At 70.5% G+C, this 15,782-nt stretch carries 16 protein-coding genes; 8 read left to right on the forward strand and 8 right to left on the reverse strand.

Annotated elements, in window-relative coordinates; translation table 11 throughout:
- The first annotated feature begins 360 nt into the window (after positions 1 to 360).
- The 7 genes from ACIQCZ_RS28740 to ACIQCZ_RS28770 all read left to right on the forward strand — a co-directional run bounded on the left by ACIQCZ_RS28740 (position 361) and on the right by ACIQCZ_RS28770 (position 7,516).
- Entirely contained in the window at positions 361 to 1,446 is a 1,086-nt protein-coding gene (locus tag ACIQCZ_RS28740; protein ID WP_402286181.1) for an ABC transporter substrate-binding protein, read from the forward strand.
- A 131-nt stretch (positions 1,447 to 1,577) separates the two neighbouring features.
- Positions 1,578 to 3,209, forward strand: coding sequence for a sugar ABC transporter ATP-binding protein (locus ACIQCZ_RS28745; RefSeq protein WP_402286183.1), 1,632 nt, complete (start codon positions 1,578 to 1,580; stop codon positions 3,207 to 3,209).
- Positions 3,206 to 4,177, forward strand: coding sequence for an ABC transporter permease (locus tag ACIQCZ_RS28750; RefSeq protein ID WP_402286185.1), 972 nt, complete (start codon positions 3,206 to 3,208; stop codon positions 4,175 to 4,177). The genes ACIQCZ_RS28745 and ACIQCZ_RS28750 overlap by 4 nt, the downstream gene beginning before the upstream one ends.
- Positions 4,174 to 5,235: an ABC transporter permease gene (locus ACIQCZ_RS28755; protein WP_402286186.1), complete on the forward strand. Its 1,062-nt coding sequence runs from the start codon at positions 4,174 to 4,176 to the stop codon at positions 5,233 to 5,235. Before ACIQCZ_RS28750 ends, ACIQCZ_RS28755 begins: the two co-directional genes overlap by 4 nt.
- 93 nt (positions 5,236 to 5,328) lie before the next feature.
- Positions 5,329 to 6,390: a LacI family DNA-binding transcriptional regulator gene (locus tag ACIQCZ_RS28760; RefSeq protein ID WP_402286188.1), complete on the forward strand. Its 1,062-nt coding sequence runs from the start codon at positions 5,329 to 5,331 to the stop codon at positions 6,388 to 6,390.
- Between the two features lie 139 nt (positions 6,391 to 6,529).
- Complete coding sequence (locus ACIQCZ_RS28765; protein WP_402286267.1) at positions 6,530 to 6,946, forward strand: acyl-CoA thioesterase; 417 nt, start codon at positions 6,530 to 6,532, stop codon at positions 6,944 to 6,946.
- A gap of 189 nt (positions 6,947 to 7,135) precedes the next feature.
- Positions 7,136 to 7,516 (forward strand): ArsR/SmtB family transcription factor, encoded by a 381-nt coding sequence (locus ACIQCZ_RS28770; RefSeq protein WP_376293482.1) that lies wholly within the window; start codon positions 7,136 to 7,138, stop codon positions 7,514 to 7,516.
- A 2-nt stretch (positions 7,517 to 7,518) separates the two neighbouring features.
- Here the strand turns inward: ACIQCZ_RS28770 and ACIQCZ_RS28775 are convergent, their stop codons facing one another.
- Together ACIQCZ_RS28775 and ACIQCZ_RS28780 are read right to left on the reverse strand one after the other, a co-directional pair.
- Positions 7,519 to 8,937 (reverse strand): FAD-dependent oxidoreductase, encoded by a 1,419-nt coding sequence (locus ACIQCZ_RS28775; RefSeq protein ID WP_402286190.1) that lies wholly within the window; start codon positions 8,935 to 8,937, stop codon positions 7,519 to 7,521.
- Positions 8,938 to 9,014: 77 nt separating this feature from the next.
- Positions 9,015 to 9,701 carry a DUF305 domain-containing protein gene (locus ACIQCZ_RS28780; RefSeq protein WP_402286192.1) on the reverse strand — a complete coding sequence of 229 codons (687 nt, stop codon included), beginning with the start codon at positions 9,699 to 9,701 and terminating at the stop codon, positions 9,015 to 9,017.
- A 157-nt stretch (positions 9,702 to 9,858) separates the two neighbouring features.
- Between ACIQCZ_RS28780 and ACIQCZ_RS28785 the strand changes: the two genes are divergently transcribed.
- Positions 9,859 to 11,349: an LVIVD repeat-containing protein gene (locus ACIQCZ_RS28785; RefSeq protein WP_402286194.1), complete on the forward strand. Its 1,491-nt coding sequence runs from the start codon at positions 9,859 to 9,861 to the stop codon at positions 11,347 to 11,349.
- 131 nt (positions 11,350 to 11,480) lie between these two features.
- On the opposite strand, the gene ACIQCZ_RS28790 is transcribed toward ACIQCZ_RS28785, so the two are convergent.
- The 6 genes from ACIQCZ_RS28790 to ACIQCZ_RS28815 all read right to left on the reverse strand — a co-directional run bounded on the left by ACIQCZ_RS28790 (position 11,481) and on the right by ACIQCZ_RS28815 (position 15,761).
- The gene (locus ACIQCZ_RS28790; protein ID WP_351082413.1) at positions 11,481 to 11,660 is read right to left on the reverse strand and encodes a hypothetical protein; all 180 of its coding nucleotides are present in this window, start codon (positions 11,658 to 11,660) and stop codon (positions 11,481 to 11,483) included.
- A 69-nt stretch (positions 11,661 to 11,729) separates the two neighbouring features.
- Entirely contained in the window at positions 11,730 to 12,431 is a 702-nt protein-coding gene (locus ACIQCZ_RS28795) for an HAD family hydrolase (protein WP_402286196.1), read from the reverse strand.
- 19 nt (positions 12,432 to 12,450) lie between these two features.
- A complete protein-coding gene (locus ACIQCZ_RS28800; protein ID WP_402286202.1) occupies positions 12,451 to 13,149 on the reverse strand; it encodes a phosphatase PAP2 family protein in 699 nt (232 codons plus the stop codon).
- A 33-nt stretch (positions 13,150 to 13,182) separates the two neighbouring features.
- Positions 13,183 to 14,118 (reverse strand): M56 family metallopeptidase, encoded by a 936-nt coding sequence (locus ACIQCZ_RS28805; protein WP_402286205.1) that lies wholly within the window; start codon positions 14,116 to 14,118, stop codon positions 13,183 to 13,185.
- A gap of 85 nt (positions 14,119 to 14,203) precedes the next feature.
- A complete protein-coding gene (locus ACIQCZ_RS28810; RefSeq protein WP_402286208.1) occupies positions 14,204 to 14,797 on the reverse strand; it encodes a DUF5134 domain-containing protein in 594 nt (197 codons plus the stop codon).
- A gap of 139 nt (positions 14,798 to 14,936) precedes the next feature.
- Positions 14,937 to 15,761, reverse strand: a complete 825-nt coding sequence (locus ACIQCZ_RS28815; protein WP_402286210.1) for a phosphoenolpyruvate hydrolase family protein — start codon at positions 15,759 to 15,761, stop codon at positions 14,937 to 14,939.
- Positions 15,762 to 15,782: the final 21 nt, after the last annotated feature.

A 15,782-nucleotide genomic window follows, 5' to 3' on the forward strand; every position in this document is an offset into this window, starting at 1 on the left:
CCCTGTGGAGGGCCATGAACTTCGCTCCGTACAGGGCGACTTGGGTGAAACCGAGAGCTCCCGGCGGTATCGGCGCGGCAACGGTGCGATGCCGGCAGGAAGCCCTCCGGCACATTTCGGAATCCCGCCGTACGCACTCTTGCCGCCCGCGCCACACCGCCTATATAACGTTGTAAACCGAGCAGCCGACAGGCCGCGCAGGCGCTCATGACCACCGTTTCCACGGCTGTTCAGGCAGCTCGGAGCGGGATCGTGAGGAATGCGGCGGCATCGGCGGCCCGGCGGTTGATGCATCGTCCGGTCATGCCCCGACCGCACGCCTCGCAGCGTGCCGTCACCCCGCCAAGGAGCGTCCCGCGCATGATGATCCAGCGCCGATCCCGTCCCCTCGCCGTTGCCTGCCTGCTCGTGGCAAGCGTCACGCTGGCCGCCTCCGGCTGCGCCAAGTCGGAAACCTCGGACAACGCGGGGAGTGACAGCGGCCAAGGGGCTCAGACCGCCAAGTCCCCGGACAGCAGCTCCGGTTCGGGCTGTTCGCTGCGGGCCTACGGCGCGCCGAAGCTGGACCTCAAGGACGCGGTGGTCGGCTTCTCCCAGTCGGAGAAGGAGGCCAACCCGTTCCGTATCGCCGAAACACGGTCCATCAAGGACGAGGCCGAGAAGGTCGGTGTGAGGAAGCTGCTCACCACCAACGCGCAGTCGCAACTCTCCAAGCAGATCAGCGACATCCAGGACATGCTGTCGCAGGGTGCCCAGTTCCTCATCGTCGCCCCGCTGAACTCCGACGGGCTGGAGCCGGCGTTCAAGGCGGCCGCGGCCAAGAAGGTCCCCGTCCTGACCATCGACCGCAAGGTCAACTCCACCGCGTGCAAGGACTATGTGGCCTTCCTCGGGTCCGACTTCGTGGAGCAGGGCAGGCGAGCAGCGGACGCGATGATCAAGGCGACCGGCGGCAAGGGCAAGGTCGCCGTCCTCCTCGGCGCCTCGGGCAACAACGTCACCACCGACCGCACCAAGGGCTTCGTCGACCGACTCGAGGCGCAGGCCCCCGGCCTGGAGATCGTCGCCCAGCAGACCGGCGAGTTCGCACGTGACAAGGGGCAGCAGGTCATGGAGCAGCTGATCCAGTCCAAGCCCGACATCACCGCCGTCTACGCGGAGAACGACGAGATGGGGCTCGGCGCGGTCACCGCGCTGAAGGCGGCCGGGAAGAAGCCGGGCAAGGACATCAAGATCGTGTCCGTGGACGGCACCCGGAATGCCGTGCAGGCCCTGGTCGACGGCGAGTACAACGCCGTCATCGAGTCGAACCCGCGCTTCGGGCCGCTCGCCTTCGCGACCGCTCAGAAGTTCTACAGCGGCGAGGAGATCCCGGAGAACGTCATCATCTCCGACCGGGCGTACGACGAGTCCAACGCCAAGGCCTCGCTCGGCGGCGCGTTCTGACCGTGGCGGTCCGCAGGGACCCGCAACGTCCTGGTCCACCGCCGCGGCGGCGAAGCCCTTCGCTGCCGCCCCCCGCCCCGTCGCGGCGGCACGGGCCCACCCCCTGGAGCAGCGGAAGGCCGATACCGTCCATGGCATCACCCGAAGCAGTACCGCAGGTGCCGGATCCCGCCGTCCACCCGGCGGACGTGACCGTCCACCCCGACGCCGGCACCGTCCTCGAAGCCCGCTCGGTGAGCAAGCGGTTCCCCGGCGTCGTCGCCCTCGACGGCGTCTCCTTCGCCCTGCGCGCCGGGGAGACCCACGCCCTGGTGGGGGAGAACGGCGCGGGCAAATCCACCCTGATCAAGGTGCTGACGGGCGTCCACCGCCCCGACGAGGGCGAACTGCGGCTGAGCGGTCGCCCCGTGGCGTTCGCCCGGCCGTTCGAGGCGCAGCAGGCCGGGATCTCCACGATCTACCAGGAGGTGAATCTCGTCCCGCTGATGAGCGTGGCGCGCAACATCTTCCTCGGCCGTGAGCCCAACAACCGCCTCGGCCTCATCGACTTCTCCCGGATGCACCGCGAGACCAGGGGACTGCTGGAGGGCTTCGGCGTACGTGTCGACCCCCGAACGCCCCTGCACACACTGGGCATCGGCACGCAGCAGATGGTCGCCCTGGCCCGTGCCGTCTCGGTCGACGCCCAGGTCGTCATCATGGACGAGCCCACCTCCTCGCTGGAGCCGCGCGAGGTGGAGACCCTCTTCCGGGTCATCGACGACCTGCGCGGCCGGGGCATCGCCGTTCTCTACGTCAGCCACCGCATGGACGAGCTCTACCGGATCTGCGACCGCGTCACCGTGCTGCGCGACGGCCGCCACATCCACACCGGCGACCTCGCCGGCCTCGACCGGATGCGGCTCGTCTCCATGATGCTCGGCCGCGATCTGTCCGAGGTCCGCCGCACCGGCCTCACCGGTTTCGGCAACGGCGGACACGACGCGGCACGTACCCCCGTACTCACCGCGACCGGCCTCCACCGCCGCCATCAACTCCACGACGTATCGCTGTCGTTGTACGGCGGCGAGGTGCTCGGGCTCGGTGGCCTCCTCGGCTCCGGCCGCAGCGAGACGGCGAAGGCCCTCGCGGGTGCGCTGAGCCTGGATTCCGGCGAACTCGTCATCGGGGGAAGGAAGCTGCGCAGGATCGGCACGGCCGGTGCCATCCGCCGCGGAATCAGCCTGCTGCCGGAGGACCGCAAGGCCGATGGCATCGTGCCCGGTCTCTCCGTGCGCGAGAACATCGTGCTGGCCGCCATGCCCCGGCTCTCCCGATTCGGGGTGGTCTCCCGCCGTAAGCAGGACCGCGTCGTCGACATCTTCATGAAGCGGCTGAGGATCAAGGCGGCGAGCCCCGAGCAGAAGGTCGGCGAACTCTCCGGAGGCAACCAGCAGAAGGTCCTTCTCGCCCGCTGGCTCTGTCTGGAACCCAGGGTGCTGCTGCTCGACGAACCGACCCGGGGCATCGACGTCGGCGCCAAGGCCGAGGTCCAGGGTCTCGTCGACGAGCTCGCCCGCGAGGGCCTCGCCGTCCTGCTCATCTCCTCCGACATCGAGGAACTCGTCGAGGGCGCCGACCGCGTCGTCGTGCTGCGCGGCGGCTCGGTGGCGGGCGAACTCACGGGCGACGAGGTGACCGAGAGCCATCTGCTCGAAGTGCTCGCCGACCACGTGCCAGCGCCCGCCGGAAAGACCCCGGCCGCCCAGGAGGATCCCCGATGACCCAGGCCGCCCTCGCCACCTCCGCCCGCCCCCTGGCGCGACTGCGCGACCCCGCCTGGTACCAGGAGTACGGCGTGTACGTCGCCGTGGCGGTGGTGCTCGTCTTCAACGCCCTGTTCACCGAGCACTTCATGACCGCCGACAATCTGCGCACCCAGCTCGTCCAGGTCGCCCCCGTCGTCATCGTCGCCCTGGGCATGGCCCTGGTCATCGGCACCGAGGGCGTCGACCTGTCCGTCGGCTCGACGATGGCGCTCGCCACCGCGCTCCTGCCGCTCTACCTCGGATACGGGCTCGTGCCCGCGCTCGTCGTGGCGCTGCTCGCCGGCGCCGTCGTCGGCGCGGTCAACGGCGCACTGGTCTCGCTCATCGGGCTGCAGCCGATCGTCGCCACACTCGCGCTCTTCGTCGGAGGCCGGGGCCTGGCCCTCGTCATGGCCGACGGGCAGCTCAAGCAGATCGCCAACCCGGATCTGCTCTCGCTCGGCACCGGCTCCCTCCTCGGCGTCCCGCTGGTCGTCCTGATCGCCGCGGTCCTCGCCGCGGCCGTCGCCTTCCTCGTGCAGCGCACCACGTTCGGCCGTCAGGTCGTCGCCGTCGGTGGCAACCGCTCGGCCGCGGCCCTCGCCGGCCTGCCCGTACGACGCGTGCTCATCGGCGTATACGTGCTCTGCGGCGTACTGGCCGCCCTGGCCGGCATCCTCGCCACCGCCAGGCTGACCGCCAGCGATCCCTCCTCGCTCGGCACCCTCATGGAACTCTCCGCCATCACGGCGGTCGTGGTCGGCGGCACCCCGCTGAACGGCGGCTCCGTCCGCGTGCTCGGCACCGTCGCGGGCGCCCTGCTGATGCAGCTGCTGCGCGCCACTCTGGTCAAGCACGACCTGCCCGACTCCACCGCACAGATCGCCCAGGCGGCCATCATCATCGCCGCCGTCTACGTCGCCCGGGAGCGTCGGTCCCGATGAACGAAACCACACCTGCCGCGATCGCCCAGTCCCCGGCACCACGAAGGAGCCCAGGGGTGCCGGGGGACGGCGAGCCCCGACCGGCATCCGGTCCCGCGCCGACGATCACACGGCGGCTCGCCGAACTCCTGCAGGGCCAGGGCGTGCTCGCCGTTCTGCTGACGGTCGTGATCACCGCCTCGTTCGTCTACCCGACGTTCGCGACGCTGGACAACGCCCGCGGTGTGACCGTGCAGGCGTCGTTCCTCGCCGTGGTCGCCCTGGGGATGACGATGGTCGTCATCACCGGCGGCATCGACCTGTCCGTCGGTTCCGTCTTCGCCCTCGGCGGTGTGCTCGCCGCCTGGGCCTCGCAGGGGGGCCTCCTGCCCGCGCTGCTCGTGCCGCTGGGGATGTGCGGCGCGATCGGTCTGCTCAACGGCCTCCTGATCGCCCGTGCCTCGATGGCCCCCTTCATCGTCACTCTCGCCACCCTGCTGGCCGCCCGTGGCATTCTCCTCGCCCTCACCGACGAGGGCGCCACCACCTATCTCGTCCCCAAGGGTTCCGCCTTCGCCGAACTGGGCCAGGGCAGCATAGGAGGTTTTGGACACCCGGTCCTGATCGCCCTGGTGCTGTTCGGCGCCGGCGGACTGCTTCTGCAGCGCACCTCGTTCGGCCAGTCCCTCTTCGCCATCGGCGGCAGCAGCGACGCGGCCGCCCTGATGGGCCTGCCCGTGGCCCGTACGAAACTCCTGGTCTACACGCTCAGCGGGCTGCTCGCCGGACTCGCCGGCGCGCTGAACGCGGCCAGACTGTCCTCCGGCGTCACGATCGTCGGTGCGGGCATGGAACTCGACGCCATCTCCGCCGTCGTCATCGGCGGCACCCTCCTCGTCGGTGGCGCCGGCTCGATCAGCGGCACCCTCTGGGGCGTTCTGCTGCTGGCCGTCATCCAGAACCTCATCAACCAGATCGGTTCGCTGAACTCCTCCTACCAGTCGGTGGTCAGCGGAGGTTTCCTTATCGTTGTCGTGGTGGCCCAGCGCTGGCTTGCGCGCGGCCGCAGAACCAGCTGAGCCGTGCCGGACGGGGCAGCCCCCGGCCCTCGAAGCGCGAGCCAAGCCGATCCAGTGCGCACCGGTGCGCACCGAGCCGAGTCAGGGAGTGCCGTGGGCGTCAGCCTCAAGGACGTTGCGCAACGGGCGGGCGTGTCCATCAAGACCGTGTCCAACGTGGTGAACAACTATCAGCACGTCACACCGCAGATGCGCGCCAAGGTGCAACGGGCCATCGACGAACTCGGCTACCGGCCGAACCTCACCGCCCGCCATCTGCGCAAGGGCCGTACCGGCATCATCGCCCTGGCGGTGCCCGAGTTCGGCAACCCGTACTTCGCCGAACTGGCCGGCGCGGTCGTCGACGCGGCCGCCCGGCACGACTACACCGTGCTGGTCGACCACACCGCCGGCCTCAGGGAGAAGGAACTCCTGGTCAGCCAGGGCTTCCGCTCCCATGTCATCGACGGCCTCATCCTCAGTCCCATCCATCTGGAGACCGAGGACCTCATGGCCCGCACCGAGACCGCGCCCCTGGTCCTGCTCGGCGAGCGGGAGTACGAGGCCCCGTACGACCACATCGCCATCGACAACGTGGCCGCCGCCCGTGACGCCGTACGCCATCTCATCGACCGCGGCCACCGGCGGATCGCCTTCCTCGGCTCCCGCACCGGACGCGAACGGCAGCCCGCCCACCTGCGGCTGCGGGGCTGGCGCGAGGAACTGGCCGCGGCCGGCATCGAGCCCGACGAGTCACTGGTGGTCGTCACCGACGGCTACGGGCGCGAGGACGGAGCCACAGCCATGGCCGCACTCCTGGACCGGGGAGAACGGCCCGACGCGGTCTTCGCGTACAACGACCTCATCGCCATCGGCGCGATGCGCACCCTCACCGCACGCGGCCTGCGCATTCCCGAGGACGTCGCCGTCGTCGGCTTCGACAACATCGAGGAGAGCCTGTACGGAGCCACCACCCTCACCACCATCGCCCCCGACAAGGAAGCCATCGCGCGGCTCGCCGTCGACAGCCTCGTCGAACGCCTCTCCGGCAACCCGGTTCCCGAACCGCGCCGGCCCCGCCCCGGCTACGCCCTCGTCGTCCGCGAGTCCACCGTGCCCCGGCGGGGGCCCGCCCCACGCGAGGACCGGGCCCCCGCCTCCGGTCCCGCTGCTTGAGGTACGGGCCCGCGGCGCCGATCCTGCCCGGCGCCGCGTTCACCGGGGCATGACAGGTGCGCAAGGGGCTGTGGCGTGGGCAGTCGCGCGGATCCCGGGAACGGGGAATGACGGAATGCGTCACGATGTTGGGATGTCCATGACCTTTTCTGTGGACGTGACCGTCCGGGGCTACGAACTCGACACGCAGGGACATCTGAACCAGGCCGTCTACCTGCAGTACGCCGAGCACGCGCGCTGGGAACTGCTGCGCGCCGCCGGCCTGCCGCAGGAGAAGCTGCTGGCCAGTGGGGTCGGGCCGGTGGCGCTCGAAACAACGGTGAAGTTCCTGCGCGAACTGAGGGGTGGTGACCGGGTTCGGGTGACCTGCCGGTTCGAATACGGCGAGGGAAAGACGTTCGCGGTGGCGCAGGAGATCCTCAAGGAGGACGGCACGGTCGCGGCGCAGGTCACGGGCGTGGCGGGGTTGCTCGATCTGACGGCCCGCAGGCTGATCGCCGATCCGGCCGGGCATCTCGCCTCACTCGCCGGGAACCCGGACCTGCTCAGCGGCTGACCGGCCGCGCCGCGACCGGTGCGCGCCCGCGCGGCGCTCCGCATGGAGGAGCCCACCGACGCCCGTGGAGCGGTATCGCGCGCCGATCGCAGCGGGTGATGCGCGGCCGCACTCGTCCTACGGCGCACCTTGAACTACGAAGAGTCTCGTATTATGGGAGGCCGGACGAAGCCAGGGAATGGAGCCATCGTGACCCCAGCCAGCGCCCCCGCCGAAAGCGTCGCTGCGGTCGGTGGCCGCGCGCTCGACCATCCCACGCGGGACGAGATCCGCATCGAGACGGTGCTGCACGCGCTCTCCGACCCGATGCGGCTGCGCGTGGTCCGTGAGCTGGCCGTCGCCGACTCCGAGCTCACCTGCTCCCGTTTCGACCTGCCGGTGTCCAAGTCGACGTCCACGCACCACTTCCGGGTGCTGCGCGAGAGCGGCATCGTCCAGCAGTTCTACCGCGGAACGGCCAAGATGAACGGGCTGCGCCGGGACGATCTGGAAGCACTGTTCCCCGGGCTCCTCGACACCGTCCTCGACGCTGCCAACCGGCAGGTGCAGCGCATCGGCGAGGACCGATAGCCTCACGATCCGCCCCGCTCGGCACCCTCCGCGGCGTCCAGCAGCCCCGCCCAGTCCGGGATCTTCACCGGCCCCCGGCCCAGTGACCGGCCCAGCGTCGCCTCCGCCCGCTCGATGGACAGCCAGCCCTTCCATTCCACCGGCCGCAGCCCCCACGCCCGCAGAGCGGTCACCGGATCGGGCACGGACGGGCGCCCGGTGAGCAGCGGGGCGTCGTCCAGCAAGGACGCCACCGTCTCCTTGGCGCACGACCGGTTCGAGCCGATCACCCCGGTCGGCCCACGCTTGATCCACCCGGCGACGTACTCCCCGGGCGACGGCACGCCGTCGCGCAGCACCCGTCCCGCCAGATGCGGCACCGTCCCGCGCGCCGTGTCGAACGGGAGGCCGGGCAGGGGCAGCCCCCGGTAGCCGACGGCCCGCAGCACGAGCTGGGCGCCGATGTCCTCGTACGCCCCGGAGTCGCGTACACCTCCGTTGCCGTCCGGCACGGTACGGGCGAACCGCACCCCGGCCACCCGGCCGTCCCGCTCCAGCAGTTCGACGGGCCGCAGAAAGAACCGCAGGTGTATGGTGCGCGCCGGATCTGCTCCCGGGCCCGCGCCCAGGGCGCCGGCCGAGGCCCATCCGCGCAGCACCTCGACGTTGCGCCGCGCCGCCGCCGTCAGGGGCGGCACGTCGGGTGGAGCGGACACGGCCGTCGCCGGCCCGGCGGACGGATCGACGTAGGCCGGATCGAGGGCCAGCTCCGCCTCGTCCACCACCACCCGGGCGTGCGGCAGCCCGCCCAGTTCCCGCAGCTCCTTGGTGGTGAACCTGGCCTGCGAGGGCCCACGCCTGCCGGCCATGTGGACCTCGCGGACCCGGCTGCCGGCCAGCGCGCCGAGCGCTCCGTGCGGTACGTCGGTGGGGCGCAGCTCCTCCCCGCCCCGCGCGAGAATCCGTGTCACGTCCACCGCCACATTGCCGACACCGATCACCACGACCGAACGGGCCCGCAGCGCGAAGCCGTTGGCGGCGGCGTCCGGGTGCGCGCTGTACCACGAGACGAACTCGGTCGCGGAGAAGCTGCCGGGCAGGTCCTCGCCGGGGACGGCGAGGGCCCGGTCGGTCGCGGCCCCGACGCAGTACACGACCGCCTGGTAGAGCTCACCGATCCGCTCGGGCGGGACCCCGCCGCCGCCCACCTCGACATTGCCGAGGAAGGTGATCCGTTCGTGCTCCAGGACGGTCCGCAGGCTGTTCTGGAGCGATTTGATCTTCTCGTGATCGGGGGCCACGCCGTAGCGCACCAGGCCGTACGGACAGGGGAGCCGGTCCAGCACATCGACCCGGACACCGGGCACCCGGTCCTGCTCGACCAGGGCCTGCGCGGTGTAGACCCCGCTCGGGCCGGAGCCGACGACGGCGACACGGAGCACGGCGTACCTCTTCCCGCGGGATGCCTCCAGCATGACACCGGCGGCCGGGACGCAGGGGAGGCGCGCCCGGGGCGCGGTCAGGACGACAGTGTGCGCATCCGGTCGATCTCCACCGTCTGCTGGGCGACGACGTCCCCGGCCATCTCCTCGACCTGCACATTGTTCCCCTGCGAGAGCACCTCGGTCGCCATCGTGATCGCGCCCCGGTGGTGGGTGGTCATCAGCCTCAGGAAGAGCTTGTCGAAGGCCGCGCCGTTCGCCGCACGCAGCTCTTCGAGCTGCGCCGGGGTCGCCATGCCGGGCATCGCCGCGTGGTCGTGGCCGCTCGCGCGCCCGGATCCGCCGTTGTGCTCGAGCCAGCCCTGCATGGCGCCGATCTCCGGCTTCTGGCCCGCGGTGATGCGTTCGGCGAGCCGCTCGACGGCGGCGGAGCCGGAGCGGCCGGGAACGAGTTCGGTCATCTCCAGTGCCTGTGCGTGGTGCTGGATCATCATCTGCACGTACCGGAAGTCGGCGGAATTGGGGGTGTCGTCCCCGGCGGCCTTCAGCGCCTCCTCGGCGGAGAGGGTCCGCGCCGGCTCTCCCGGTTTTCCGGGCGCCACCACCGAAGGGCCTCCGTCCGCCTGCGCCTTCGTACCGCTGTCACCGCTCCCCGCGTCACATGCGCCCAGGGTGAGAGCGACGGACATGACGGCCGCGACGAACACGAAGCGGCGGACACACATGGTCTGACGGCGGATCAACAAGTGGACCTCCATTGCCATATGGGTGGTTGCCCACCGTCCTAACACGCTTCCGCGCGACAGTGATCAGAAACTTTCATTACGTCTCTGTTGCCATCTGTTGGGATGGCCATGGGAAGGACGATACTGCCGAGGTCCGTGAACCGTTCAACTACGTTCGGATACATGGGAGGACGCAGTGATTTCGTTGCACACGAGCCCGGTGCGGCGCAGACGCCTCGGGGCCGCCGCGGCGGTCGCCGGGCTGCTGGCCACGCTGTTCCTGGCCGGTCCCGCGGCCGCGACGCCCGACCCCGGTGACGCGGCCGCCGCCCGTACCGATGTCTCCGCCGCCCAGGAAGCCGAAGCCGCGGCCGCCATCAGGAGCGGTGAGATACCCGGCGTGGACGAGGTGGTCCACAGCGGCAACATCACCCATCTGGCCAACGTCCCGAAGGACGCGCTCAAGGGGCTGAACACGGACCTGGCCTTCCAGGGGAAGTACGCCTTCGCGGGAAACTACGACGGCTTCCGGATCTATGACATCAGCAATCCCAAGTCCCCCAAGACCGTCGCACAGGTCCTCTGCCCCGGTTCGCAGAACGACATCTCGGTCTCGGGGAACCTGCTCTTCCTGTCCACCGACTCCTCGCGCAGTGACAACTCCTGCACCAGCACCACCCAGCCCGCCACGGAGAAGTCCTCCTGGGAGGGCATGAAGGTTTTCGACATCAGCGACAAGCGGAACCCGAAGTACGTCGCCGCCGTCGAGACCGCCTGCGGATCGCACACCCACACGCTGGTCCCCGAACGCAAGAACGTATACGTGTACGTCTCCTCGTACGCGCCGAGCGAGGCGTTCCCCGACTGCCAGCCGCCGCACGACGGGATCTCCATCATCAAGGTGCCGCGCAACGCACCCGAGAAGGCCGCCGTGGTGAACTTCCCGGTCCTCTTCCCGGACGGCGGCAACCCGGGCGCCCCGACCAACCCGGGCGTCTCCAAGACCAGCGGCTGCCACGACATCACGGTGCTGCCCTCGAAGGATCTGGCCGCCGGAGCCTGTATGGGCGACGGTCTGCTGTTCTCCATCAAGGACCCGGAGCACCCGAAGATCATCGACCAGGTGCAGGACAACGTGAACTTCGCGTTCTGGCACTCCGCGACGTTCAACCAGAAGGCCGACAAGGTCGTCTTCACCGATGAACTCGGCGGCGGCGGCGCGGCCACCTGCAACGAGGAGGTCGGCCCGAACCGCGGTGCCGACGGCATCTACGACATCGTCGGCAAGGGAGACCACCGCAAGCTGGTCTTCCGCAGCTACTTCAAGATCGACCGCCCGCAGGCCGACACGGAGGTCTGCGTCGCCCACAACGGTTCGATCGTCCCGGTCAAGGGCCGTGACGTGATGGTGCAGGCCTGGTACCAGGGCGGAGTCTCGGTCTGGGACTTCACCGACTCCTCCAAGCCGAAGGAGATCGGCTACTTCGAGCGCGGCCCCGTCAGCACCGACGCGGTCACCACGGCCGGCTCCTGGTCGGCGTACTACTACAACGGCTACATCTACTCCAACGACATCGCCAAGGGCTTCGACGTCCTGAAGCTCGACGACCGGCGGACCGACCCGGCGAAGCAGGTGCGACTGGACGAGCTCAATGTGCAGACGCAGCCGGACTACTTCGACCGCTGATACGGCCCCGGGTCGCCCCACCATACCTGCGCCGGTCGGCCCCGGCGCGCACCCGTGCCTCCCGCCGGGCGGATTCCCCGCCCGGCGGGAGGCACGGCGCATCCAGGAGCCGCTCGGGGACGGCAGCCGCGTCAGGCGGCGGGCCTGGCGCTCCCGCCGGTCGCCGCCGCCCACTCCACCAGCAGTCGCTGGTAATGCTCCTCGTCCTCGGGGGACAGGCAGCCGCCGGAGCGCTGCCACAGGTCACGAATCTCTTTGTTCACCACGGCGGGGGTACGCACGGAATCGGAGGAGCACGGAGAACGGGACATGCGTACAGGCTAAGGCCCCGATGTGACAATCGGACCCATTGCGCGTCAGGGACATCTCTCACATGTTCATCAGGCAACGCTTGGCAGCAGTCCGAGCGTCCGCAGCCCGTCGGGCCGCTCCTCCACCGGTAGATGCCGTACGAACCGCACGTCACAGCCCAGTGCTGCCGCCCCACCGTCCGCGTGCGGATCGTCGCCGACCATCACCACATGTGCCGGATCCTGTCCGAGGAGTGTGCAGGCTCTGTGGAAGAGCCGTGCGTCCGGCTTCTGGACGCCGTGCTCGTACGACAGGACGTAGGTGTCCACGAGGGCGTCCAGCCCGTGCGCCCGGAACACCGGCCGGAGGTCCCAGCCGATGTTGCTGACCACGCCGACGCGGGTGCCGCGCTCGCGCAGTGCGCCGAGCACCTCCGCCGCGTCCGGGTACGGCTGCCAGGCAGCGGGGGACCGGTGCCGCTCGTACAGCGCGTCGTACAGACCCGGATCCGGCAGGGCCACCTGCCGGGCCAGCCCGGTGTACGCCGCCCGGTGGAGTTCCGCGCTCTCGTCACGGGTGGCCCACAAGGCGGCGAGCCGGGTGGGCACCTGCCGTGGAGGCGGACCGCCCGGCAGTGCCCCGGCGTCCTCCAGTCCCCGCGCGTACCGCTCGAAGTCGGCCCCGTCGACCGTCACCCCCCGTTCGGCGAGGACCGCGCGCAGCCAGGACCGGATCGGCTCGATGCGGAACAGCGTCCCGGAGAAGTCGAAGAGCACACCCTTGATCTGCATGGGTGCGATCCTCCCCGGATCAGGAACGCCGAGGCAAGGCCGGGCCGCCGCGTCCCTCGTACCGGGCGAAGCCGGCGACGGAGAACCCGACCAGGGCCGCCCCCAGCAGCCAGCCGCCGAGCACGTCACTCGGCCAGTGCACCCCCAGATAGAGCCGGGTGGCACCGACCCCGATCACCGACACCCAGCCCACCACCAGAGCCGTCCGCCACACCAGGGGCCCCGTGCCGTGCCGGTGCAGCAGCCAGAGCAACAGGGCGCAGCTCACCGTCGCCGTCATCGCGTGGCCGGAGGGGAACGCGGCGTAGTGGGCGGAGTCCACCGGATCCGGCCATCGCGGCCGTTCCCGGCCGACCGCGGACTTCAGTCCCTGTTGCAGGAGGGCCGACAGCACGCTCGTCACCGCCACCCACACCGCGAGGGCCTGCGCCCCACGCCACCACACCGCCACCACGGCCACCGCGATCAGCGCGCGCATGGTCCACGGATCCCACACCCAGTCGGTCAGGATCCGGTTCACGTGGACGAGACCGGGCTCGGTGACCGCCCTGCGGTGCAGGGCGTCCGCGACCGTGCGGTCGACCGACATCAGTGGCGACCAGCGCACGGCGACCAGGATCAGCAGGATCAGCGCGAGGGCGGCGCAGACCGTGGCCGTGCCGAACGGCGTGGCGCGGAAACGGGTGCGGCCCGACGGTGCGAGGGGCGGGGAGGGCATGGGGCGATCTTCCCGGAAGATCCGCGCATCCGCCTATCCCAGTGCGCTGAGTCCTGGAAGGAAGGCCACCAGAAGCGGAACCACCGGTACCAGGGCGCCAGCCGCGGTGAGCCGGAGCCGACGGGCCGCGGTGAGCCGCTCCACCGGGGTCAGCAGCCGGTTCACCCGCCGCGGCAACTGCGCGTCCGGCGACGGGCACGGGCCGAACACCCCCCGATCCTCGTTGAGTTCGACGAGGGCCAGGGCGATCGTCAACCGTCCGAAGCGTCTCGACGCCACATCGTCCGCCGCCAGTTCGACCAGCCGGTGCATCTCGTCACGGAAGGCGGCGAACACCGGAACCTGAGGAAACCCGGTCGCGAGAGCGCCGGAACAGTGCAGCAACCAGTCGTGCCGGGCCTTCGCGTGCCCCTGCTCATGGGCCAGCACCGCATCCAGCTGACGGCCCTTCAGGCGGCCGAGTGCCGCGGTGGTGATGACCAGTTGAGGCGCCGCACCAGGCAGCCACCAGGCACCCGGGCGCTCTCCCTCCAGGACGACGAGCCGACCGCTGCCGGGCTCCTCCCCGGGCATCAGCGGGGAACGCACCAGCAATTCCGCCCGGCGTTGCCTGCGGCGCACCTGAGCCCGGTGGATCTCCCGGGTCAGCATCGCTGCCGTCCACACCCCGCCGAGCGCCAGCAGCACCGCCATGGCCGCGGACCACTGTCCGTGCCCGCTCAGCGCGTACGCCTCCACCACGCCGCGCGGCGCCGGTGCGAAGACATGCCCGCGTACCGCCTGCCAGGCCGCTGCCGCGCTGAAGGTCATGGAGAGCGCGAAGGAGACCAGCACTCCGGCCACCACGCACTGCCACAACCACAGCGCGACGACCGGCTCGCGTTCCGGCCACTGCGCCCGCGCCATCAGACGCGGGGTCACGACGGCGGTCAGTGCGCCGAGCAGCAGCAGGGCCAGGGAGACCAACATGGCGTCAGCCTATGAGCGGCGCGGTGGCCACGGTATGGCTGTGCACGGCAAGTGACGTACGCCACGGTTTGCTCGCCCCCCTGTCTCACAGAGTGAGCAGCATCGCGAACATGGCGATCCCCATTGTCAGCCGGCAGGCGAGCGCGAGCTCGGGCCGTGTGCCCCAGCCGCCCCCGACCGGCACCTCCCCGACCGGTCCGCCGCCTCCCGCCGTGGCGGCCACCGGTATCAGCCGGGCCCCCGACCGCAGTACGTACACCGCGTAGTAGGCCAGCAGCAGTCCGGTCAGCAGGGGTATGCCCCCGGCCGTCTCCATGCCGCCATGGCCCGTGTGCCCGCCGTGTCCCCCTCCGTCGCCGGGCGCCATCGTCAACGCCATGTAGACCATCGCCGACGACCCGACCAGGTGGTGGAGATGGTGCCCGCTGCGCCGGGAGAACCACAGCGCGCGCAACGCGGCCGCGCCGAACAGCACCGCGTACACCGCCCACCCCCACCCGGGTGGTGTGACGACGGCGGCCGGCATCGCCATGGCCGCCATGCCGAAGCCCATCAAGGCCTCCGCACGCGCGGTCCTGCGCTCCTCCGCGGTCTCGCTGTGTGTGCGCAACAGGCAGTACACGCCCGTCGTTGCGCACAACGCCATGAGCAGCCAGCCGGACATCGCCGGTCCGTGCACGGCGCACCTCCCCCAGGACGTACGACTCGGTCTTCCTAGTCGATGCCCGGACCGGGAACGTCGTACGCGGCGCACTGAGGTGCACGGGGAGCGCGCGGAGGGGGTGTTCCCCGCCGCGCGCCGTACTCACCCGGCCGGGTCAGCCGAGGGTGAGGGACTTGAAGGCACGTGCCTGGTCGGTGATGGCCCGCTCGGTGGGAAGCCGTTCCATGGACGACGCACCGAAGAAGCCGACGATTCCGGACGTGTGCTCCAGGACGTAACGGGCGTCCTCCGGCTCGGCGATCGGGCCGCCGTGGCAGAGCACGATGATGTCGGGGTTGACGCGCTTGGCGGCGTCGTGCATGTCCTGCACGGCGGCGGCGGCCTGATCGAGCGTGAGCGCGGTCGAGGCGCCGATGGAACCCTTGGTGGTCAGCCCGACATGCGGTACGAGCACGTCCGCACCGGCCCGCGCCATGTCGGCGGCCTGCTCGGGGTCGAAGACGTAGGGGGCGGTGAGCAGGTCGCGCTCGTGTGCCTGGCGGATCATGTCGACCTCCAGACCGAAACCCATGCCGGTCTCTTCCAGGTTCTCGCGGAATTTCCCGTCGTACAGACCGACCGTGGGGAAGTTCTGCACACCGGTGAAGCCGATGGCCTTCAGCTGGTCGAGGAAGTTGCCCATGATCCGGAACGGGTCGGTTCCGCACACACCGGCGAGCACGGGGACGTCCCGCACCACGGGGAGGACCTCGCCGGCCATGTCCAGCACGATCGCGTTGGCGTCGCCGTAGGGCAGTAGGCCCGCCAGCGAACCCCGGCCGGCCATCCGGTAGCGCCCCGAGTTGTAGATGATCAGCAGGTCGACACCACCGGCCTCCGCGCACTTGGCGGACAGACCGGTGCCCGCGCCTGCGCCGATGACTGCCTTGCCCGCGCCGACCTGGTCGGTCAGGCGTGCCAGGGCTTGGTTACGGTTCATGGAAGGGCTCCTCTTCGGCAA

Source organism: Streptomyces sp. NPDC093149, assembly GCF_044754145.1.
Classification (GTDB): Bacteria; Actinomycetota; Actinomycetes; order Streptomycetales; family Streptomycetaceae; genus Streptomyces.